Here is a 20,737-nt window from a genome sequence, read left to right as displayed (position 1 = left end):
TCATGCCCATTAACGATGTTGTCATGATTCTTATTGCATTTTTTCTGGTGCTTGGCGCTGTGGACAAGGCTTTCGGGAACAAGTTGGGCCTTGGAGCAGCATTCACGGAGGGCATTATGGCGATGGGCACACTCGCCCTGGTGATGGTGGGAATTGTATCCCTTGCGCCATTCCTAGCGAATATGCTTATTCCGCTGATATCTCCATTATATGAAGCGATCGGTGCCGATCCGGCATCGTTCGCCAATACCATCCTCGCGGTAGATATGGGAGGGTACGCTTTGGCTGGACAGATGGCCCAGAGTGAACAGGCTGGCCTGTTCTCCTGGGCGTTCCTGGGGACCATGTTTGGGCCAACTATCGTGTTTACCATCCCTGTTGCACTGGGCATTTTGGATCGGAAGGATCATCCGTACTTTGCCAAAGGGGTACTGATCGGCATCAGTACCATTCCCGTTGGTTGTTTAGTCGGCGGTCTAGTAGCGGGCATCAATTTTACAGTGATATACCGAAATCTGATGATACCGATTCTGTTATCTGTAATTATTATGATCGGCTTGCGCTATTTTACGAATCAGACCGTGAGGTTGTTTAAAATATTTGGAAGCGGTATCACCTTGTTGTCCCTGATTGGACTGGTGGCTATAGCTGTCAAAACCCTTACAGGTTGGGCACTAATTCCCAATATGGCACCGCTCTCGGAAGGCATTACAACGGTAGGTACAATTGCGATTGTGCTGGCGGGTGCTTTTCCCATGGTTGCGGTAATCAATAAAGTCTGCCAAACCCCGCTTGAGCGAGCGGGCCGTTTGCTCAATTTGGATGCGCCAACAACCGCCGGACTTGTTGCTTCACTGGCTCACAATATTCCGACCTTTCGAATGGTCAAAAATATGAATCCAAGGGGAAAAGTTATTAGTATCGCTTTTGCAGTCAGCGGCTCCTTTGTGCTTGGGGGTCATCTGGGTTTCGTAGCAGGGATGGACAAATCTATGGTAACTGCCATGATTGTGGGCAAATTGACAGGGGGCATCAGTGCGGCGATGGTAGCAGCATGGGCTACACCAATCAAGAACGATATTCAAATATAAATCATTTAACAACGGTATTTAAATACTAATTTGTCTGATTAAGAAATTATTGCAAGATATTATGGCATCCATGTAAAGGAGTATATGACATGAATCACGACCAAACAGCAAAGGAAATTCTCAGCGCCGTCGGTGGCAATGAAAATATCAATAACGTCATTCATTGTGTGACTCGTCTCCGATTCAACCTGAAAGATATGAAGGCACCCGACAAGGAAGAGATCAAGAAGATCGACGGAGTACTCACTGTTGTGGAGAGTGGTGGCCAGTTCCAGGTGGTCATCGGCAATGAAGTTCCCAAAGTCTATGAGTCCCTGATAGGAACAATGGGAAAAGAACCGATGTCAGCCACTTCAGAACAAAAGGGGCAAGGAGATAAGCAAGGTCTGTTCAATCGCTTTGTTGACGTGATATCTGGCGTATTTATGCCGGTAATCGGTGTGCTCGCGGCAGCGGGTATTCTCAAAGGGTTGCTAGCCCTGTTCAGTACGTTGAAATGGCTTACGGAAGACATGAGCACATACAAGATATTGTTTGCAACCGCAGATGCACTGTTCTACTTCTTCCCGATTCTGCTTGGGTTCTCTGCAGGGAAAAAGTTTGGAGGTAATCCATTTATCTCTGCAACCATTGGTGCTGCACTCGTATATCCAACGATGACCGCTGCCGCTACGGCAGGGACAGGCATGTCCTTTCTGGGCATTCCGGTCATTTTAATCAATTATACACAATCGGTTATTCCAATTATTATTGCTTCTTATCTGGCAGCAAATTTCGAGAGATGGGTTACAAAAATATCTCCTTCTTCCATTAGAATGTTTGCCGTACCGCTGGTTACACTGACAGTAATTACCCCGGTTGTTTTTATGGCAGTGGGGCCGGTAGCAACGCTAATCAGTGACTATTTGGCCAAAGGAGCAATGTGGACTTACGGGCTAAGCCCTATTGTTGCCGGATTGCTTCTGGCTGGCCTCTGGCAAACCATTATTATTTTTGGGTTACACTGGGCATTTATTCCCATCCTGCTAAATAATTTGGTAACAAACGGATTCGATCCAATCAATGGTATGTTGTATGCTACTACGTTTGCCCAAACCGGGGCAGCATTTGCAATTGCGATCAAAACCCGGGATAAGAAGTTGAAGCCGATTGCGATGTCTGCGACAATTTCAGGCCTCATGGGTGTAACGGAACCCGCCATTTACGGTGTAACATTACCGGCGAAAAAAGCGTTTATTATGGCTTCCATTGCAGGTGGTATCGCAGGATCTGTCGCTGGTTTCATGGGTTCTACTGCGTATGGCTTTGGTGCAGGGGTGTTCGGTATTCCGTTGTTCATCAATCCTAATGGAATTGATACCGGATTCGTTGGTTTCATTCTTTCTGTCCTTATCGCCTTTGTATTGGGCTTTATTCTGACGTACATGTTCGGTTACAAAAATGCAGCCACGTCTTCTGCTTCAATGAAGCTGGAAAAAGCAGAACAGGTGCAACCAAACCGTATATCATCGGATGACAAAGAATCTGCTGGTGATGTTTCTGCCACGACTCCAGTTCAGGCAACTACGGAAGTGTATGGAGAGAAGATCGTGTCCAGCCCGCTGACGGGCCAACTGATTCCGTTGACAGAGGTCGGGGATGAGGCGTTCTCTAGTGGAGCCATGGGTCAAGGAGCGGCGATCATTCCGACAAAGGGTGTGGCATATGCCCCGTTCGATGGTGTAGTGGTTACGATTTTCAAAACGAAACATGCCATTGGACTGTTGTCTGAGGATGGCGTGGAGATTTTGATTCATGTGGGTATCAATACCGTGACTCTCAAAGGCAAGCATTTTACTTCATATGTCTCTGATGGCGATACTGTTCGCAAAGGAGACAAGCTGGTGGAGTTCGATCTGGAGGGCATTACAGCCGCAGGGCTGGATATAATGACCTCTGTGATCGTATCGAATACAGCTATTTACACAGACATTCAGGCTAAACAACAAGGTAACATCGAACATGGTGAAGCTTTGATCACTGTAAAATAAAAACGTATGATATGTCAGAGTAATAGCATTTCAATATAACTACGTAAAAACACCAATAAGGGCAGTTCTCCGAATTACGGGGAACTGCCCTTATTCATTCCGTATAGATTAGTGAGAGATGAATTAAACCACACCTTGAGCAATCATGGAATCGGCTACCTTGAGGAAACCGGCGATATTCGCTCCGGCTACGAGGTTGCCTTCACAGCCATACTCTTCAGCAGCTTCTACACAGCTGGTGTAGATGTTCTTCATGATGTCATGCAGCTTGGCGTCTACTTCTTCAAATGACCAGGACAACCGCATGCTGTTCTGTGACATTTCAAGAGCAGACACGGCTACACCGCCGGCATTAGCCGCTTTGGCTGGACCGAACAGCACGCCTGCACCGTGGAAGACGTCAATGGCAGCCAGGGTGGAAGGCATATTTGCGCCTTCGCCAATGGCCTTCACGCCACCTTTAACCAGCAGGGCCGCAGCTTCTTCATCGATCTCGTTTTGCGTTGCACATGGAAGTGCAATATCACAAGGGATAGACCAGATGCCTTCACAGCCTTCGGTATATGTAGCATGCGGGTGTTCTTTGAGGTATTCGCTGATGCGAAGACGATCAACCTCTTTCAGACGTTTCACGGTATCCAGGTTGATGCCTTGTGGATCGTGAATGTAGCCACCTGAGTCACTACACGCCACAACTGTAGCTCCAAGCTCCTGAGCCTTCTGAATGGCATAGATGGACACATTACCAGAGCCAGAGACAACGACTGTACTGTCTTGGAAGCTGAGCCCCTTGGATTGCAGCATCTCCTTCACGAAGTACACACAGCCGAAGCCAGTCGCTTCCTTACGTGCCAAGCTTCCTCCGTACAGCAGACCTTTTCCTGTCAACACGCCTGCTTCATGCCCGCCATGGATACGTTTGTATTGGCCAAACATGTAACCAATTTCCCGTGCGCCTACACCAATGTCACCTGCCGGTACATCGGTATCGGAACCAATATATTTGTACAGTTCAGTCATGAAGCTTTGCGTGAAACGCATAACTTCCAGATCCGATTTTCCTTTGGGATCGAAGTCAGAACCGCCTTTACCACCGCCAATGGGCAGACCGGTCAAAGCATTTTTGAAGATCTGTTCGAAGCCAAGGAACTTGATGATGCCCGAGTATACAGAAGGATGGAAGCGAAGTCCGCCTTTGTAAGGGCCAATGGCACTGTTGAATTGCACCCGGAATCCACGGTTAACCTGAACTTTGCCCTGATCATCTACCCATGGGACACGGAATGTGATTACACGTTCGGGTTCAACAAGCTGTTCCAGCAGACTATGGTTCCTATACTTGGGGTGTGCTTCAATAACAGGAATAAGGGAATCCAGAATTTCTTTGACAGCCTGATGGAACTCATCTTCGTGCGGATTTCTGGCGACAACCGACTCATAAACGGAATGAACATATTCTGCGGCAGTAACTTGAACGGACTCTGTAGTTGCTTTTGTTATCGTGGACACTTTTTCGATGCACTCCTTTATTGTGTTAAAGTCTGTAGAGGCTTATTTGCATAAATTGAATAAAAGTTTGTAGTTAAATATACAGGAAAGCAAATAAAAATACGAGATGAAAATTCATAAAATGTTTTTTATGCAGTAATTAAAATGTTCTATGGATCTACCATATGATGTGAAGAATTAAGTTATTAAATGGAAGATATGACCACAAATGATAATAAAAAAGCAAGTTAGACGAATATACTGGATTAAAATATTAGTTTTGGTAAGATGGTAAGAAGGTCTCGTATCCCGGGGTCTTTTTATAATAAAAAGGAGGAAAACAAGATGATGAAGAGAAACATGCCAATCAACATGGAGAACAAGGCTTGTATAGGGGGTGAAATCTACTATGAACCATAGGACTTCCCGCCATAATTGCAGAGAGAAGCTGGTGAGCCAGCTATTTACATTCGGTGAAGAGAAAAGAACATTTCTCGACGCCTATTTCGACGTGCGTGATCCAGAGCGGATACAGTTGGAAAAACAACTGTCGGCATATACGGAGTATGTGGAAAAACTGCTCCTGGGCCCTGATGAAGATCTGGACTCAGCTGTATTGATCGGCAGTCATATTGATTTTGAATATCTCGATTTTCATACGTCAGATTCGTTCATGATTGTTATGCCAGAAGATACCGATCCTGATGAGGGTCGTATTTCCTTCCTCTCTCCAGTAGGGAGTCAATTACTGCTTGGCAGTATAGGGGAAGTTAGGTCTGTTCATACACCATCAGGTTCCATGAGAATTCGCATCACGGGGATTGAGCTGAGGAGCGAAACCTTGAACGAGCCGGCCCTAGGGGGTGCAGATCATGCACTTTAAAGAGACAGATTTACCAGGGATTGGACGTAAATACTGGTTGCATACCCGTAGTGGTGAGCACTTGGTCATTGTGATTCATAACGACGAGCGACGTGACCTGTTCCATATGGAGTCAGGGGATACGCCTGAAGAGGTGGGTGATATGGTATCTCTTGTCACCCTGGACGATGATGAAGCCCGGGCAGTAGCCGCCATCGTTGGTGGTATGACCTATAAACCGAAGTTTCAGGATGAGCGTGAAGTGATGCTTGAAGGGCTGTTAATCGAATGGCTGCGAATTGAACCTCACGCCGCAAGCGTTGGCATGACGATTGGTGAACTGGATATCCGTCAGGCTACGGGCGCCGTTATTCTCGCTGTTGTTACCAAGGATAAGGAGAAGCATTTTAATCCAGGTCCGGATTATGCTTTTACCGCTGGAGCTACAATTGTAGTTGCCGGTGAACGGAATCAGATCAAACATCTCAAACAATTGTTGACTGATGGACGGACTTAGCCTATGGATATGCTCATATTCGAAGTGGGAATTGCCGTTGCGCTGATTACACTTACTGGGCTGATATCTTCAAAATTACGATTTTCGGTCATTCCTTTCTATATCCTCATTGGTATGGCTGTTGGACCACATGCACCACAGATCGGCATAGTGGATTTACGTTTTATCGAAAGTTCGACCTTTATTGAATTTATGGGTAGACTTGGCATTTTGTTTTTGCTATTTTATCTGGGTTTGGAGTTCTCGGTCTCCCGTTTATTAAAGTCTGGTAAAGCCATTCTGACCGGGGGCATGTTCTATGTTGGTCTGAATTTTGTCTCTGGATTGCTGTTGGGGTGGTTCATGGATCTGCCCCTTCAGGAGACACTTGTTGTCTGCGGGATCATGACCAGCTCTTCTACAGCCATTGTAGCTAAAGTGCTCGTTGATCTGAAACGCACGGCAAACCCTGAAACAGAGATTATCATGGGCATGATCATGTTTGATGACTTGTTCATCGCGATTCATATCTCCATCCTGACTGGGCTTGTGCTCAGCGGGGCAACTTCATTCTTAAGTGTTCTGTTGGTATCGCTGTCTGCCCTGCTGTTTATTGTGCTGTTCCTGATTATTGGCAGGAAAAGCATCAAATATATTGATAAGGCACTGAATATCAAGTCATCAGAGTTGTTCCTGCTTACCGTCATGACACTGCTCTTCCTGGTGGCTGGTTTCTCGGAGACACTGCATGTAGCGGAAGCTATTGGAGCGTTGATGATGGGGCTTGTGCTGGGCGAATCAAGACATGTGAGTCGGATTGAACATCAGATCATGCCTTTCAAAGATTTTTTTGGTGCAATTTTCTTCTTCAGTTTTGGCCTGACCATCGAGCCGGCTTCACTTGGTGGAGCTGTTGGGATGACGATTATTGCCGTTATTCTGACGATTGCCAGTAACTATGGTGCAGGTATGATCGCTGGCAGATTGGCTGGAATGAGCCCTAAGGCCTCGTTGAATGTGGGCTTTACCCTGGTCTCCCGGGGCGAATTCTCCATTATCATGGCAAACATCGGCAAGGCCGGAGGGCTGATGGCATCCATCCAATCGTTTGCCGTGTTGTATGTGTTAATTCTGGCTGTGCTGGGGCCTATCCTGACGAAAGAATCTCCGCGGATCTATGCTCAGTATGCGCGGCTAAGGAAGCGGATGAAACGAAGGGAAACGGGTTGAGTCAAACGCTGTCTGTCCTAGGACAGACAGGTTATTCTGACCGTAGTGTTTAATAGGCGCCACACCATTTGGAGAGCGAAATTACTCCAGGGTGTGGCGTTTTTTTATTACGGGGAATCGGACCAATACAAGCCTTGTTATTATACCTATTTCACCAAATTATGGTATGTATCCATATCTTGTGCGTGGTCGTGAATGTTTAAGTCTAGAGGCAGGACTATAGATGTGATTTGGTAGAGAGGGATTGAAAATAAGAAGTTATTATGTAAAATAATGTTATATTCAAATCTAGCAGTTGAACCAACCATTTACACGAGAACGTAGAGGACAGAAGAAACCTGAAGAAGCGGAGCGTTCGCCTTTATCAACAGATTTTCACCTTTGTAAAATTGAATCAAAAAATCTGGGGATAACAGTGATCGGAAGGTTATTCTGTCATCGGAGTGGCAAGTGTAAATATTCTTTAGTTCAACTTATGTTTCAATGTAACAGAAGGTAGAATGACGAGGAGGAATAGCTCATGAACAAGAAAAGTAGATTTCAACGGTTAAAATGGGCCGGTACAGGGATGTTGCTCAGTCTCGTATTATTTGCTCTGCCTGCATCTGCCGCATGGAACGATACATATCAGGGTTACGCGACGTATACAGGCTCAGGTTACTCGGGAGGTGCAGTGTTGCTTGATCCCATCCCGGCGGACATGAAAATTACTGCACTTAATCCGTTCCAACTCAATTATAACGGTGTCAAAGCCGCCTTAGCGGGAGCCTATCTCGAGGTGCAGGGTCCTAAAGGCAAAACAACCGTCTATGTAACAGACCTCTATCCAGAGGGTGCCAGCGGAGCGCTGGATCTCTCACCGAATGCTTTTAACCTGATCGGTGACCCAAAGGCAGGCAAAATCGATATCAGCTGGAAAGTGGTCAAAGCTCCAATTCAAGGCAACGTCTCCTATCGGATCAAGGAAGGCAGCAGTCAGTGGTGGGCAGCCATTCAGGTTCGTAATCACAAATATCCGGTGCTGAAGTTCGAAGTGAAACAGAAGGATGGCACGTGGCTCAATCTTGAAAAGCAAGACTATAATCATTTCCTCGGAACTGGACTGGGCAAAGAAAAATTAAACGTTCGTATTACCGATATTCGCGGTCAGGTATTAAATGACACGATCCCGGCTCTGCCTAATGATGGGTCAGGTGGTGCATATATCGTACCGGGCAATGTACAGTTTCCCGATTGACAGATATACGAAGGTGTTATAAAAAGAAGTATGGTCATAGACGAATTCTTAACGAAAAGTCGTACACTGTACGGCTTTTTTTGTATACGAAAAGAGGAGAATGTACCCGTATGAAAAAAAGTTTGCCTTCCTATCAGACAACACATCCCTATTGGAAACAGTATCAGGCCTTTTTCCCGGAAGAAGTCAGGCTAGGGGAGCATACAGTTCCTGAGGAAGAATGGTGGGAGTCAAATGGGGTTCATCTGCATATCGACCGCTTGCCTGCGCCAGAGTCTTCAATGAAAATCCTGTTCATTCATGGGGCGGGAGGCAATGGCAGGTTGCTTGCTCCGTATGCCCGTATGTTGCAGCGGCATGGGTACGAGGTGGTATCGCCAGACCTTCCACCGTATGGGTTAAGTTACGCAATGTCTGGTACACGTATCAACTACGAACTATGGATAGAGCTGCTTGTGTCACTCATCGAACGGGAATACAAGAAAGACGGCAAGCCAATCGTTGTATTGGGAAGTAGTATCGGAGGTATGCTTGCCTATCACACCAGTGCACGCAGCAAGTGTGTTAAGGGTTTGATCGCAACTACATTTGTAGATACGAGTAACCCGGAAATGCGTGACCAGCTTGCGCCGAATCGTCTGGTAAGCCGGGCGGGAAAACGGATGATGGATATGTTCCCTGGTCTGCTGGATCATGTACGTATTTCGGTCAAGCAGGTATCCCGGATGCAACTGATTACCAATAACAAGGACTTAACCCGGCTTATTATGGATGATCCACAAGCGGCAGCTACACGTATTCCGTTGGAATTATTAAGAACATTCCTTAATAAAAAACCGGAGGTAAGCCCGGAACAGTTCAGCCAGTGTCCGGTCCTGTTGGTTCACCCTGAACTGGACCCCATGACACCAATCAGGTTCAGCCAATCTTTTTTTGATCGTCTGGTGGTAGACAAGGAATGTGTGATCTTGGAAGGGGCAGGCCATTTTCCTATAGAGCAGCCAGGGCTGAACCAGTTGGAGGTAGCGGTACTACGATTTTTACAACAAATTCAATGATGACCACAGGCCAGACTACTACACTGCTTCCCATAAGATAGTTTACATATCCTACGTACGTAAAACACCTCCCATTAAGGGAGGTGTATTTGAATGTTTTCGATATGAATTGCATTACCGCCAACCTGAATCTGTGTGATTTCATTAGAGCTGCCCAGCGTTAATCTGGCTCGGATCTCGGAGGGGCGGTTCATGGTATACCCTTGTCTGATCGTGTACGTGTGAAGATGAGGATCTGTAAGCTGGTTGTACTGGGATAAATAACAGAGCATTGCACCATTGGATGTGCCCGTCGCGCTCTCTTCCGGTATATCATAAAGCGGTGCAAAATTACGGCATTCTGCCAGAACGTCCATATCATCTGATTCGAGTGTAAACACGTGATAACCTATGGCATGATGAGCCCTGCTTATTTCAGTGATACGCTGGAAGTCAGGATCGATTTTGGTTAGAACATCAATATCTTTAACGGCTATCATGATATCGGGTAGCCCGGTAGACACAATCTGTACAGGTAGTTCAGCATGCAAATCCTCCATAGAAATACGTAACGAATCGGCAATCTGCTGTCGATCCACGATCTCCCCAAACTCCGGCATTGTCTGAGACAGATAGACTTCTCCATTGACTTCGATATCAACTTTAAGAATTCCGGCCAGTGTCTCCAGTGTATATGTACCAACATTAACGAGCAGCTGTGTCTTCATTAGATAAAACAAAGCAATTGTAGCATGTCCACATAGATTGACTTCATCACTTGGGGTAAAGTAACGCACTTTGAAATCAGCCTGATCCGACGGCATAACAAATGCAGTCTCTGAAAAACCGACTTGTCTGGCAATCTCCTGCATCTGGGTTTCAGACAAATGAGCTGCTTGTAAAACAACACCTGCGGGGTTTCCGCCATGAGCCTGATCCGAAAATGCATGTAATGTACTTACTTCTACTTCCATCGTGTTACCTCGCTTGTTCAATTATTGAGTTAAGATTTAACTTCATCACTAATCGACATTATATCACGATTGTTGAATTGGCTTGTGAATCTCAGATTGTTGTGAATTTTGAATGAATAGGTCAAGTGATTGCTGGGAAAGGGTAATGATGGAGGAGAGCATAACGATAATCCAATGGAAAGGCTGGGATCTCTAATGAAAGCAATTGTGATTGAGAAATTTGGTGGAGCGGAACAATTGAAGGAACAGGAAGTAGCCAAGCCAAGATGTGGAGTGAATCAGGTGTTAATCCGAACGCATGCCACGTCGGTGAATCCGATAGACTTCAAAATCAGACAAGGTGATATGAAAGAAGCAGCGGAGAATTTCCCGTTGATTCTGGGCGGCGATGTTGCGGGTATTGTGGCTGAAGCAGGTTCCAATGTCACGCGGTTCAGAGAAGGTGATCGGGTATTTGCGCGTCCGCGTCAATTCGGGACCTATGCAGAATATGTTGCTGTCGATGCAGACATTATAGCCCGTATACCGGAGCAACTGAGTTTCGAGGAAGCGGCAGCGATCCCGCTGGCTGCGATGACGGCTTGGCAAGCCCTTGTGGATCATGGACGTTTAGGCAAAGGGCAGAAGTTACTCATTCATGCTGGTGCAGGTGGTGTGGGAACATATGCAATTCAGATCGCCAAGTCCCTAGGCGCTGAAGTGGCTTCCACGGCAAGTGAATCAAACGAAGCGTTGCTTCGCTCGTTGGGTGTGGATCATTTTATCAACTATAAAAAAGAAGATTTCTCGGAGATTCTCTCCGGTTATGATGTTGTACTGGACACCATGGGCGGTGATATTCAGCGCGACAGCTTCAAAGTGTTAAAGTCTGGCGGACATCTCGTGTCCTTGGTGGAACAACCGGATGAGAAGCTTGCTAAGGAAGCCGGAGTAACGGCCAACGTCTTCATGATGGAGCCCAAAGGGGATCAACTGGATCAGCTGGCTGAACTGGCTGCGGAAGGCAAGCTCAAATCGATTATTGATGGAACGTACCCGCTAACTCAACAGGGAGTAAGGGAAGCACATGAGAAGAGTGAAACCCATCATACCCGAGGGAAACTGGTTATTCAGGTGCAATAGAATTCATTAACTGGTAGAAGTATTTGGACTCATGAGTCTGATACAGATTGAACCAGGCCTGTAATGTTTCTGGTGCAAAGACATTCAACAGCTTCAACACATGCATCGTAAATTCTAACGGAGCTATTCCAGATGCAGTAACTAGATTTCCATCGGTTACTGCTGGCTCCGTTTGATAATATGTTTCCCCAGTATATTCTGGGCATATCATCTTCAGGTATTCTAAATCATTGCTTGTATGTTGTCTGGAATCCAGTATCCCTATTTTTGCAAGTGCAACAGTCGCACCGCAAATCGCTGCAATAACCGTACCCTCTTCTATAGAGGCAGCAACTTTTTTCAATAGGGGATCATGGATGGTGTCCATCCAGGTGTTTCCTCCTGGAAGAATGATGACGTCGTCACCTTTCAATGAACATTCATCAATAGAAATATGAGGAAGGATGTTCAATCCGCCCATGGTAGTTACCGGATGTTTATCCACGCCTACGGTTACGACCTGTAAAGGCTTGATCTCTTTCCTGAAATACCTTCCCGAGTTCAATTCAGCAGTTAGATATCCTATCTCCCAGTCTGACATCGTATCAAATACATATAGATATACGTTCTTCGTTTGCATCATACACGCTCCTTTTGTTATTCATGATTGAATGGATTACTCTCCTATTATAAAAAAACTTCACTGACATCTACGGTCAGTGAAGTTTTTAAATTTGAAAATTAACTGCCCTGCCAACCAATATAGGTATTCTCCCCAATTGTAATGGAATAAGATATAATAGGAGAAATTTATTCCATTTTGTGCATGAGGTGATTAGGATGTCCAACGAACTCATTCAAGCCATTCAATTGTTAAAAGAAAAGAAATGGGTGGATCTGACTCATACGTTTGGTCCAGGCTCTCCACATTTTTCAGCTTTCGAAGCAGCGCAATTCGATACACTGTTTGATCACGATCAAGGCTTCTTTGCCCAGAGCTTCAAGTTCCCGGGTCAATACGGGACACATCTTGATGCGCCGATCCACTTCGTTCGGGATACCCGGTATCTGGATGAACTAGGTTTGAAGGAGCTTGTGCTCCCGCTTGTTGTCATTGACCAGTCTGCCGAAGTAGAGAACAATCCGGATTTTACACTGGAAGTGGAGCATATTCTTGCATTTGAAAGAGAGCATGGCGTGATTGAAGCTGGAAGCTTTGTAGCCTTACGTACCGATTGGAGCAAACGCTGGCCTAACCATGAAACATTTGATAACAAGGATGCGGAGGGCAACAGTCATGCACCCGGATGGTCGGTTAGTGCGCTCATGTTTTTATTTGAGGAGAGAAAAGTACAAGCCATTGGGCATGAAACCTTTGACACGGATTCAGCGGTGGATTATCAGAAGAATGGAGCACTTCTGGCAGAATATTATGTACTTGCTCAGGATACATACCAGGTCGAGCTGTTAACAAACCTGGATCAGGTGCCGGCTAAAGGCGCTGTTATTTTCAATATTGTACCCAAAGCGGAGAAAGCATCTGGCTTTCCAGTCCGGTCTTTTGCCATTTTGCCGTAAAACTAGCTAGATCAAAAGCTGAAATAGATAAATCAGGCACAGAACTCAGAATACTCAAGTAGACAGCCGGCTAAATAGTCGGCTGTTTTTCAGTTAAGATAACTGGCAGGTTAGCGTAGCCGTACAAGAAAAATTAGCATTATGGGAGAAGGAGTAGCAGTATATTTCTGGAATATATTATTATTGGGAATTACTGAGATGGGGTGTGTATAAGATGGACAAGCATTACGAAAACCTTCTGTTAGCTTTTGAAGAAGCAGAAAAGGCTAGAGATGAAGGTACTTTTCCTATCGGTGCAATTATTGTTGATGCAGATGGTTCAGTTGTAAGCCGAGGTAGGAACAGAGTTTTTTTAAGCTGTGATTCTACAGCTCACGCCGAAGTGGACGCTATAAGAAAAGCCGGAAATGTGATACTTCATCTTGAGAGCAAGAAATTTATTCCAAAGAACGAACTTACCTTATATACTACCTGTGAGCCTTGTCCCATGTGCACAGGTACAATCGTGTTGTCTTTGATTAAAAAAGTGGTTTGGGCTGCAAATGATAGGGATATAGGTGCATTTAAAAAATTCAAGGAATTAAATAGCGAATTACCTATTTATAATGATCTGTTCCACGACATCGTGTTTGTTGCAGCCCCTTACAGAGATTTAGAGTTGAGACAAAGAAAAATGTTAGCAGAATGGAACAACAGCCGTGGGTATAGCGATAATCATTGGAATGATGAATTAGTAAATGAAACTGTTCAATAATAAATGAAACTTTGCACCTGATGTATTAAGCTAACGGGCAGGTTAGCTTAAATGAACAGTAAGCATAAAATAGATTATTCTACTATATTCCAGTAAGATGAGTGGTAATATACCTGAACGAAGAGGAGGAATCAATGGAACACGGAAAATTATAATAGGGTTATGTCAATTTGTTTCTGGAGGGACGACTTTAAAATTAAGGTAATAAGGACATTATTGGACGCCGATAAGTTCGCAAGCACCAGGACCTACTTCTAATTTAGAAAGGCGTGGAAATCGAGATTATCTGATTATTTGGATTTATGATTCATGTTATAAACGTTAACAAGTTTTAATTCGAGTTTTTGAGGTGATTTTCATCGAAATTTTCATCGAAGTTATAGACCATACAGAAGAAGAGGAGATCCGCATCAGGTGTCACCAGGTAGACGAAGAAATATATGAGCTCGTTAATAAAATAAAAACCGAAACGCTCATTATACTTGGTTACCATGAGGATAAGATCAGCCGTATCAAACTTAGTGATATTTATTATTTTGAAGCTGTTGACGGCAGAGTGTTTGCGTATGGTAAGAACAACGTTCATGAAGTCAAACAAAAGCTTTATGAACTTGAGGAACTATGCAGAGAGAAGCATTGTTTTCGCGCCTCCAAATCCACCATCCTAAATATAGCTAAGATTACTAGTATTCATCCGTCGATTAGCGGCCGTTTTCAGGCATTATTGGATAACGGGGAAAAGGTAGTCATATCACGGCAGTATGTGCCCATGCTTAAGCACATGCTTGGATTATAAAGGGGGACCTACATGAAGTATTTTGGCCTCATCAAAGAAATGATCAGAGATTTCTTAATTATATTCGCCTCCATCATGATAATCATCGCTATATTACGGCAAATCTATACTCCTGATTCTAGTTTTGAGTTAAACACGATTTTCACAATTATGGCGTTCTCTTTTCTGGGTGCTTTAACTGGAATCATATTATATATGCCGCATTCGATTAGCGAGAATAAAATGCGCTTGTGGGTAGTTTTTCATTTTCTCTTTCTGGAATCTGTTTTAATTTCTCTCGCTGTCATATTGAATCTCGTATACACCACTTCCGGTATATTATTATTGGCTTTGCAAATTGCCGTAGTATATGCGATCGTTCGCCTGCTGGCCTATAGGAGCGACAAAAAGGAAGCTCAAATGATTAATAAAAGATTAAAAACATTTAAAAACGAGAATTAGAAGGTATACACAACGCAGAGTAAGTACACTTCATTGCGTTGTTTTTTACAACTTAGTGGCCTTCAGCTACAGCTTATCGTTTATGCGTATACACATCCTCTACCATTTCTTATGATGAACTCATAAAAAGTTGGAGGAGGAGAGAAGACTTATGGAAATTTTAATACTTATTGTTATGTTGGTTTTTGAGCTTGCAATTGCCGTTTATTCCATTGCAACCAAGCAAAGCCACAGCAAGATAAAGAGTTTGATGAGAATCACAACATTTATAGTATTCATAATGCTGATCTTAGGGAACATCGTCGTATGGGAGTACACTTGGGGGCTGTTTGCAGGCTTGCTCTTTATATTAGCTTTCAAAGAAATGGTTGCACTCCTGCGCAAACAAACACATACTCCGGGTTACAAAGTTTTTTCTACGATTTTGAAATTCCTTTTGCTAGCACTGACTATCGTTGTCACTCTTGTTCCGGTTTTACTTTTTCCACAGTATAAATTGCCACAAGTGACAGGTCCGTATGCAGTGGCCACCGCCACTTACAGCTATGTGGACATGAATCGTATTGAAGAATTTACGGATCGAGAAAACAATCGGTTTGTTAATGTAGAATTTTGGTATCCTGAAAATGCAGACGCAACCTATCCTTTACTTATGTTCTCCCATGGAGCATTCGGTATTAAAGCAAGCAACACTTCTACCTTTACAGAACTTGCGAGCCACGGTTATGTCGTCGTTTCCATTGATCATCCTTATCATTCTTTTTATACCATTTCCGAGGCTGGAAAGATTGTGACAGTTAACCCCGAGTATATGCAAGAAGTCAACAATGCAAATAAAGCAGGTTTTTATTCGCTTGGTGAGTATTTCGAGCTTACTCAAAAATGGATAACAATGCGAACTGATGATATGGATTTTGTCATGGATACTATTTTAGAACAAGCAGGGCAAAATAAAGATCCTGTATATGAGCGAATCGATATACAAAAAATAGGCGTGTTCGGTCATTCTATGGGTGGAGCGGCAAGCGTAGCACTGGGCAGAGAACGCGATGACATTGACGCAGTGGTAAATATAGATTCTCCGTTCTTTAGCGAGCTTTCGTATGATGAAGCTACGAACGAACTATCTGTAAAATCCGAAGCTTACACAATCCCGCTTCTTAACATTTATTCGGATGATGTATGGGTACAGCTGGACAGCAGCTCTTCTTATATCGCGAATAAAATTTCAAATGAAAATTTTAAAGGAGCATACACCGTTCATTTTAAAGGCGCAAAACATTTAAGTTTGACTGATCTACCTTTATTCTCTCCTATATTGGCAGACCTGTTGCAGGGTGGAAAAGCAGATATCGATAAGTATTATGCGATTGAAACTCAAAATGAACTTATCCTTCGTTTTTTTGACTCTGTGCTAAAGAATCAAGGTCAGTTTGCTCCAAAAGCGACGTATTAAGTATCTGTCGAGTTAATGAATTTAAGTAATGTGGGCAAGTAAAACAATTGTGAACACAAGATAAATTATGCCAATGACAAAGATGGAGCGATAGGAAGCAGTATAATCTTTATATACTAGATTATTAAACTAACGGGAAACGTTAATTCAATAAAACTAAGAAAGCAGCCGACCATTGTGATTGGATGCTTTTATTCAACTAGCGGGCAGGTTAGTTTAACAAGGTACTTAAATTGGTCGAACTGGGCGGTTTTGTACAGTGCGAAGAAGTGATTAGCTAGTGGAGTTGGCAATGAGCTCACGCTCGGTTACAACATCATCAAGTGGCTTCCTGGTGTCGATCTCAACAGTAGCTCCAGCACGTAAGAGGGGTTCAACACTAGCGACGTTTTTTATAATTTCTTCACGTTGTTCGACAGTTTTTCCATAATCGTTTGTCTTACGGGAAGCTATACGTTCAAGGATTACTTCGAGGGGTACACTTAACAACACTACTGCGTCAAACATCGGGTAAAACTTCCTCTGATTTGATACACAACCTGAAATGAATAAAGTACCTTCGCTATGTTCAGTGAGCAGCTCATCAATTCGATTCTCGTTCCATAACCACCCAGAACCATCCACATTCTCACTCCAACCATCATAATCGGTATCGATAATTCTATGCCCCCTATGAGCAAGTTCGCCTAGAACCGTTGATTTACCTGTACCCGACATTCCTGTCACCAGAATTATCACCTTCTTTATTGATATTGAGTCCGAAGTATTTGTCATATTTTCACTCCCTTTATAAGAAAGTCCCTTGGACTAGATTAACACATAAAGGCAATAAACTGGCAACAGGTAAGAAACTTATCAGGAACCAAGTCTAGCTAGGATTTGACCTATTGAAACAAAAAATTGTATTTTGGCAAACTTATGGGTTAAGTCACAACTAACAAAGTCTAAATGATTCAAATATGTAAATAGCAAGGGAGGCGTATTCCGCCTCCTTTTTATGTTGTTACTTTTGATCCGAGTGAGGATCTTGATTAAATCTTTGAGAGATTTTTTTCTCTGTTTTCTTACGCCGTATCCAGCGCTTGAGTATGCCTTCTTCTTTGCGTTCTTGCAGTGTTTCCTTCAAGCCTTGAATCATAAATTCCGATCTTCGTCTGTCATCCCGACTAATCTCGCGTAATTCCTTAATAAATTTGTCGTCCATATCTGCCTCTCGCTTATTCAGGATAATCTCATTATACCGAACGTACGTTCTTTTATCAAGTTTTTCCATTACGAATGATTTTCGAGATCTATATAGTGAAAAGAAGCACAGGAACAATACGCGGCATGTGTGAGAATGGTACTAGAGGGTTTGAGCATAATCCTCCATATATGAAGTTGAGAAACGAGAGAAAGGAAGGAGCCATTCATGATGAAGCAACGTATAGGCAGATCGTGGTTACTCATGTTGATGCTTGGAATGCTGGGGATTGGGGCGATCATTGGAGGCATCATTTTAATCATAGACCCATCCGGAAGTATGGTGAATTTGCCCGCATCTTTGTTAGAGAATTCTCCGTTTGCCAGTTTTTTGTTCCCGGGGATCATCCTATTGCTGGTTCTTGGCGTGATGCCTACAACGATTGCTATTTCGCTCATCCGCTACGTTCATTGGGGGATGGGTGAGAGAATGAATCTCTATCCTGACCGCTATTGGGCTTGGACTTTTTCATTGTATACAGGGTTTGCTCTCATCATCTGGATTATGGCGCAGGTGTACTGGATTCAGGATGTTTCTATCATTCACTTGGTCTATTTTGCATGGGGAGTGGGTATTCAAGTTGTGACCTTATTGCCCGGGGTACAACAAATCTATTCAAAATAAACTGCTTGTATATTGAACAAACGGCTGCCGAAAGAATCGTTAAATGATTCTTTCGGCAGTTATTTTTTTATGGGCATCGAGATAATACGCGTTGTTGTAGTCATGTTGTCCACATCTTCCTTGGACTGAAAAGGGCTCGGATAAATCTAAATCATATTGACAAAGAACTATTATCCTCGCATACTTACGTAACATACTTTATAAAGTTTGTTTATTAACTAGAGAAATAGTCACATGTGGTAAGTATCGCAAAATCATAATCCACATGAAACGGGGAGGTAAGTATGGATGGTCTACGTTATTATGGCAGTTATCATTTGGGCAGGTACCTATGGAAGTATGGCCTTGTCCAAGCAACCGATAGAAGTGAAGCCTGTGAAGTCGATGGATGATTTGTTTGAGTGAACAATGCAACTCTGCCGATTTCGATCCTTTGCCAGCACGATGGAACTCATGTGTTGGAGTAAGGTATTATGTTATGATATGGTGTGAAATGACATGCATACCATTGCTTTGGTTCAATTGAACCAGAGTAGAAACGAGAGGGTTATGAAAAAAGCCAACGCTACAATGATGAAATACATCAATTTGAATAATGTGCGTGAAGTCATGCAGCAGATTGAGACGGCGACCAAACCACAATTAGCTTTACTAACCAATCTTAGTGTAGTTACCATTAATGCGCTGATTCAGGAATTATGTGATGGCGGAGAGTTGTTCCAGGATAAAGTGGTTCCGTCTAACGGTGGTCGTCCTGCTCAGGCATATCGATATAATTATAACTTCAAGCTTGCTCTTGTTCTTTACATCAAAGAGATGAAAGGTCAGGAGTTAATTTCGGCAACGGTCATGAATCTGGAGAATAAGGTTGTGTTGAAGGAAGAGAGTCTCTTGCCTGCTTTCGATAAACAGCATGTGCTGCAACTTATCGCGCGTTTCATTGCGGAGTATCCGTCCATTGATATGATCGGCATCGGTATTCCGGGGCAAGCCGTGGATGGAGACATCACAGTGAGCAGTCATGAAGAACTTATCCATTCACATCTGATCAGGGAGATCGAGAGCGAGTTCCAACTGAAAGTTCTCGTGGAAAATGATGTTAATGCAGCGATTAGCGGATACTGTACTCAGCATGCTGATATGAAGGAACAGAATGTAGCCGGAATTTATTTTCCGAACCGATATCCGCCGGGTATGGGCATGATGTTGAATGGACAGATGATCCGTGGGAAAAACGGGATGTTTGGTGAGATCAAATATCTTCCTTATTCACCTGATTGGCACCGTGACATGAGCAAAGATGATTTTGTACTGAACGTATGTCACATCCTGCAAACGATTAATGCCGTCGTTGCCCCGCACCAGATTGTCATTTATCAGGAACGGGTGGAGAGAGAAGAGCTGGACTTGGCATGGAAACAGTACGGGAAGGATCATCCCATGCCGTCGTTGCCCGAGATTGTACATCAGGACTCGTTTCAACATGATTTCGATGCTGGGTTACGAGAAATGGTTCTTCAAGCCTTGAAGTCAGGAATTCTATCAAACGCCTTATGACCCATAGGTCATGTTGGTGGATTTAATTCTACAAATTGCAGGAACAAGCGTAGAGGAGGATTCATGATGCGTGAAGAAGAGAGAATCATGAAGGGCGTGTTGTTTAGTCCAAGTGATCCCGAATTAAAGATCATCAAAAGGCGAGCCCATAATCTCAGTCAGCGTTACAGTCAGACCTTTGAAGAACAGACTGAGGAAAGAAATCAGATATTGCAACAGTTACTGGGGCAGATCGGGGAAGGTGGATTCATGCAAGGCCCCATCTTTTTTCATTATGGTGTGCATACCCGAATAGGCGATCACTTCTTCGGTAATTACAATCTGACGATACAAGACGACGCACAAGTGACGATCGGGGACTATACCAGTTTTGGACCCAATGTCACGATTGTTACTCCCATTCACCCCATGATTGCCAGCGAGCGGAGACGGATGGTGGACCAGAACGGTGATGTGAAGTCACTATGTTATGCCAAACCGGTCACGATTGGTAACGATGTATGGATCTCGGCAAACGTTACAGTATGCGGGGGCGTAACGATTGGAGACGGCTGTGTGATCGGAGCAGGTAGCGTGGTGACTCGTGATATTCCACCGCATTCTTTTGCAGCAGGCGTACCGTGCAAAGTTATTCGCAAAATTACTGATGAAGACAGCATGCGAAACTATCCCGATGTTCTGGCAGATTGCCGTGTGCTGGAAGAATGACAAAAGGCTGCCATCAAGATCTTATAGATGATCT

General features: G+C 43.9%; 21 protein-coding genes. 16 read left to right on the top strand and 5 right to left on the bottom strand.

The window, feature by feature from the left end:
* Window positions 1-2: 2 nt before the first annotated feature.
* Both eutH and AC4E8D_RS23325 read left to right on the top strand, forming a co-directional pair.
* Entirely contained in the window at window positions 3-1,091 is a 1,089-nt protein-coding gene (gene eutH, locus AC4E8D_RS23330; protein WP_490205268.1) for an ethanolamine utilization protein EutH, read from the top strand.
* Between the two features lie 89 nt (window positions 1,092-1,180).
* A complete protein-coding gene (locus tag AC4E8D_RS23325) occupies window positions 1,181-3,121 on the top strand; it encodes a beta-glucoside-specific PTS transporter subunit IIABC (RefSeq protein ID WP_490205267.1) in 1,941 nt (646 codons plus the stop codon).
* 123 nt (window positions 3,122-3,244) lie between these two features.
* Here the strand turns inward: AC4E8D_RS23325 and gdhA are convergent, their stop codons facing one another.
* Window positions 3,245-4,630 carry an NADP-specific glutamate dehydrogenase gene (gene gdhA / locus AC4E8D_RS23320; RefSeq protein WP_490205266.1) on the bottom strand — a complete coding sequence of 462 codons (1,386 nt, stop codon included), beginning with the start codon at window positions 4,628-4,630 and terminating at the stop codon, window positions 3,245-3,247.
* Between the two features lie 388 nt (window positions 4,631-5,018).
* On the opposite strand from gdhA, the gene AC4E8D_RS23315 reads away from it, so the two are divergent.
* The 5 genes from AC4E8D_RS23315 (at window position 5,019) to AC4E8D_RS23295 (ending at window position 9,492) form a co-directional block, all read left to right on the top strand.
* Window positions 5,019-5,492, top strand: a complete 474-nt coding sequence (locus AC4E8D_RS23315) for a GreA/GreB family elongation factor (protein ID WP_237177098.1) — start codon at window positions 5,019-5,021, stop codon at window positions 5,490-5,492.
* Entirely contained in the window at window positions 5,482-5,988 is a 507-nt protein-coding gene (locus AC4E8D_RS23310) for a cation:proton antiporter regulatory subunit (protein ID WP_036617317.1), read from the top strand. The genes AC4E8D_RS23315 and AC4E8D_RS23310 overlap by 11 nt, the downstream gene beginning before the upstream one ends.
* 3 nt (window positions 5,989-5,991) lie before the next feature.
* Window positions 5,992-7,197 carry a cation:proton antiporter gene (locus AC4E8D_RS23305; protein WP_490205265.1) on the top strand — a complete coding sequence of 402 codons (1,206 nt, stop codon included), beginning with the start codon at window positions 5,992-5,994 and terminating at the stop codon, window positions 7,195-7,197.
* Between the two features lie 520 nt (window positions 7,198-7,717).
* Window positions 7,718-8,434, top strand: a complete 717-nt coding sequence (gene exlX / locus AC4E8D_RS23300; RefSeq protein WP_036668609.1) for an expansin ExlX — start codon at window positions 7,718-7,720, stop codon at window positions 8,432-8,434.
* Between the two features lie 110 nt (window positions 8,435-8,544).
* Window positions 8,545-9,492, top strand: coding sequence for an alpha/beta hydrolase (locus tag AC4E8D_RS23295; RefSeq protein WP_490205264.1), 948 nt, complete (start codon window positions 8,545-8,547; stop codon window positions 9,490-9,492).
* Between the two features lie 74 nt (window positions 9,493-9,566).
* Here AC4E8D_RS23295 and AC4E8D_RS23290 read toward each other — a convergent pair whose 3' ends face one another.
* Entirely contained in the window at window positions 9,567-10,445 is an 879-nt protein-coding gene (locus tag AC4E8D_RS23290; RefSeq protein ID WP_490205263.1) for a PhzF family phenazine biosynthesis protein, read from the bottom strand.
* A gap of 174 nt (window positions 10,446-10,619) precedes the next feature.
* Between AC4E8D_RS23290 and AC4E8D_RS23285 the strand changes: the two genes are divergently transcribed.
* Complete coding sequence (locus tag AC4E8D_RS23285) at window positions 10,620-11,567, top strand: NADP-dependent oxidoreductase (RefSeq protein WP_490205262.1); 948 nt, start codon at window positions 10,620-10,622, stop codon at window positions 11,565-11,567.
* Here AC4E8D_RS23285 and AC4E8D_RS23280 read toward each other — a convergent pair.
* Window positions 11,551-12,186: a type 1 glutamine amidotransferase family protein gene (locus AC4E8D_RS23280; protein ID WP_339185436.1), complete on the bottom strand. Its 636-nt coding sequence runs from the start codon at window positions 12,184-12,186 to the stop codon at window positions 11,551-11,553. The two genes, AC4E8D_RS23285 and AC4E8D_RS23280, sit on opposite strands and share 17 nt — an antisense overlap.
* A gap of 200 nt (window positions 12,187-12,386) precedes the next feature.
* On the opposite strand from AC4E8D_RS23280, the gene AC4E8D_RS23275 reads away from it, so the two are divergent.
* The 5 genes from AC4E8D_RS23275 (at window position 12,387) to AC4E8D_RS23255 (ending at window position 16,571) form a co-directional block, all read left to right on the top strand.
* Window positions 12,387-13,124, top strand: a complete 738-nt coding sequence (locus AC4E8D_RS23275; RefSeq protein ID WP_221824530.1) for a cyclase family protein — start codon at window positions 12,387-12,389, stop codon at window positions 13,122-13,124.
* A gap of 214 nt (window positions 13,125-13,338) precedes the next feature.
* Window positions 13,339-13,878: a nucleoside deaminase gene (locus AC4E8D_RS23270; RefSeq protein ID WP_339178484.1), complete on the top strand. Its 540-nt coding sequence runs from the start codon at window positions 13,339-13,341 to the stop codon at window positions 13,876-13,878.
* 349 nt (window positions 13,879-14,227) lie between these two features.
* Complete coding sequence (locus AC4E8D_RS23265; RefSeq protein ID WP_221824528.1) at window positions 14,228-14,674, top strand: LytTR family DNA-binding domain-containing protein; 447 nt, start codon at window positions 14,228-14,230, stop codon at window positions 14,672-14,674.
* Window positions 14,675-14,686: 12 nt separating this feature from the next.
* On the top strand, window positions 14,687-15,115 hold the full coding sequence (locus AC4E8D_RS23260) for a DUF3021 family protein (protein WP_221824526.1): 429 nt from the start codon (window positions 14,687-14,689) through the stop codon (window positions 15,113-15,115).
* Window positions 15,116-15,266: 151 nt separating this feature from the next.
* On the top strand, window positions 15,267-16,571 hold the full coding sequence (locus AC4E8D_RS23255; RefSeq protein WP_221824524.1) for an alpha/beta hydrolase family protein: 1,305 nt from the start codon (window positions 15,267-15,269) through the stop codon (window positions 16,569-16,571).
* Window positions 16,572-16,844: 273 nt separating this feature from the next.
* Here AC4E8D_RS23255 and AC4E8D_RS23250 read toward each other — a convergent pair whose 3' ends face one another.
* Window positions 16,845-17,345: an AAA family ATPase gene (locus tag AC4E8D_RS23250; RefSeq protein WP_221824522.1), complete on the bottom strand. Its 501-nt coding sequence runs from the start codon at window positions 17,343-17,345 to the stop codon at window positions 16,845-16,847.
* Window positions 17,346-17,574: 229 nt separating this feature from the next.
* Complete coding sequence (locus AC4E8D_RS23245; RefSeq protein WP_026080945.1) at window positions 17,575-17,775, bottom strand: hypothetical protein; 201 nt, start codon at window positions 17,773-17,775, stop codon at window positions 17,575-17,577.
* Between the two features lie 207 nt (window positions 17,776-17,982).
* Here AC4E8D_RS23245 and AC4E8D_RS23240 point away from each other — a divergent pair, with 207 nt between their 5' ends.
* The 3 genes from AC4E8D_RS23240 (at window position 17,983) to AC4E8D_RS23230 (ending at window position 20,703) form a co-directional block, all read left to right on the top strand.
* Entirely contained in the window at window positions 17,983-18,438 is a 456-nt protein-coding gene (locus AC4E8D_RS23240) for a hypothetical protein (RefSeq protein ID WP_221824520.1), read from the top strand.
* 498 nt (window positions 18,439-18,936) lie between these two features.
* Entirely contained in the window at window positions 18,937-19,995 is a 1,059-nt protein-coding gene (locus AC4E8D_RS23235) for an ROK family protein (protein WP_490205261.1), read from the top strand.
* A gap of 63 nt (window positions 19,996-20,058) precedes the next feature.
* Window positions 20,059-20,703, top strand: coding sequence for a sugar O-acetyltransferase (locus AC4E8D_RS23230; RefSeq protein WP_260632981.1), 645 nt, complete (start codon window positions 20,059-20,061; stop codon window positions 20,701-20,703).
* The last annotated feature ends 34 nt before the right edge of the window (window positions 20,704-20,737 follow it).

This window comes from Paenibacillus sp. SRL342 (assembly GCF_984798905.1).
This window is presented reverse-complemented; position numbering and strand designations above follow the sequence as displayed.

Bases quoted from the DNA above. Each gene is read 5' to 3' on its own strand.
- eutH (WP_490205268.1), top strand. From the start codon at position 3: ATGCCCATTAACGATGTTGTCATGATTCTTATTGCATTTTTTCTGGTG.
- AC4E8D_RS23325 (WP_490205267.1), top strand. From the start codon at position 1,181: ATGAATCACGACCAAACAGCAAAGGAAATTCTCAGCGCCGTCGGTGGC.
- AC4E8D_RS23315 (WP_237177098.1), top strand. From the start codon at position 5,019: ATGAACCATAGGACTTCCCGCCATAATTGCAGAGAGAAGCTGGTGAGC.
- AC4E8D_RS23310 (WP_036617317.1), top strand. From the start codon at position 5,482: ATGCACTTTAAAGAGACAGATTTACCAGGGATTGGACGTAAATACTGG.
- AC4E8D_RS23305 (WP_490205265.1), top strand. From the start codon at position 5,992: ATGGATATGCTCATATTCGAAGTGGGAATTGCCGTTGCGCTGATTACA.
- exlX (WP_036668609.1), top strand. From the start codon at position 7,718: ATGAACAAGAAAAGTAGATTTCAACGGTTAAAATGGGCCGGTACAGGG.
- AC4E8D_RS23295 (WP_490205264.1), top strand. From the start codon at position 8,545: ATGAAAAAAAGTTTGCCTTCCTATCAGACAACACATCCCTATTGGAAA.
- AC4E8D_RS23290 (WP_490205263.1), bottom strand. From the start codon at position 10,445: ATGGAAGTAGAAGTAAGTACATTACATGCATTTTCGGATCAGGCTCAT.
- AC4E8D_RS23285 (WP_490205262.1), top strand. From the start codon at position 10,620: ATGGAAAGGCTGGGATCTCTAATGAAAGCAATTGTGATTGAGAAATTT.
- AC4E8D_RS23280 (WP_339185436.1), bottom strand. From the start codon at position 12,186: ATGCAAACGAAGAACGTATATCTATATGTATTTGATACGATGTCAGAC.
- AC4E8D_RS23275 (WP_221824530.1), top strand. From the start codon at position 12,387: ATGTCCAACGAACTCATTCAAGCCATTCAATTGTTAAAAGAAAAGAAA.
- AC4E8D_RS23270 (WP_339178484.1), top strand. From the start codon at position 13,339: ATGGACAAGCATTACGAAAACCTTCTGTTAGCTTTTGAAGAAGCAGAA.
- AC4E8D_RS23260 (WP_221824526.1), top strand. From the start codon at position 14,687: ATGAAGTATTTTGGCCTCATCAAAGAAATGATCAGAGATTTCTTAATT.
- AC4E8D_RS23255 (WP_221824524.1), top strand. From the start codon at position 15,267: ATGGAAATTTTAATACTTATTGTTATGTTGGTTTTTGAGCTTGCAATT.
- AC4E8D_RS23250 (WP_221824522.1), bottom strand. From the start codon at position 17,345: ATGACAAATACTTCGGACTCAATATCAATAAAGAAGGTGATAATTCTG.
- AC4E8D_RS23245 (WP_026080945.1), bottom strand. From the start codon at position 17,775: ATGGACGACAAATTTATTAAGGAATTACGCGAGATTAGTCGGGATGAC.
- AC4E8D_RS23240 (WP_221824520.1), top strand. From the start codon at position 17,983: ATGATGAAGCAACGTATAGGCAGATCGTGGTTACTCATGTTGATGCTT.
- AC4E8D_RS23235 (WP_490205261.1), top strand. From the start codon at position 18,937: ATGCATACCATTGCTTTGGTTCAATTGAACCAGAGTAGAAACGAGAGG.
- AC4E8D_RS23230 (WP_260632981.1), top strand. From the start codon at position 20,059: ATGATGCGTGAAGAAGAGAGAATCATGAAGGGCGTGTTGTTTAGTCCA.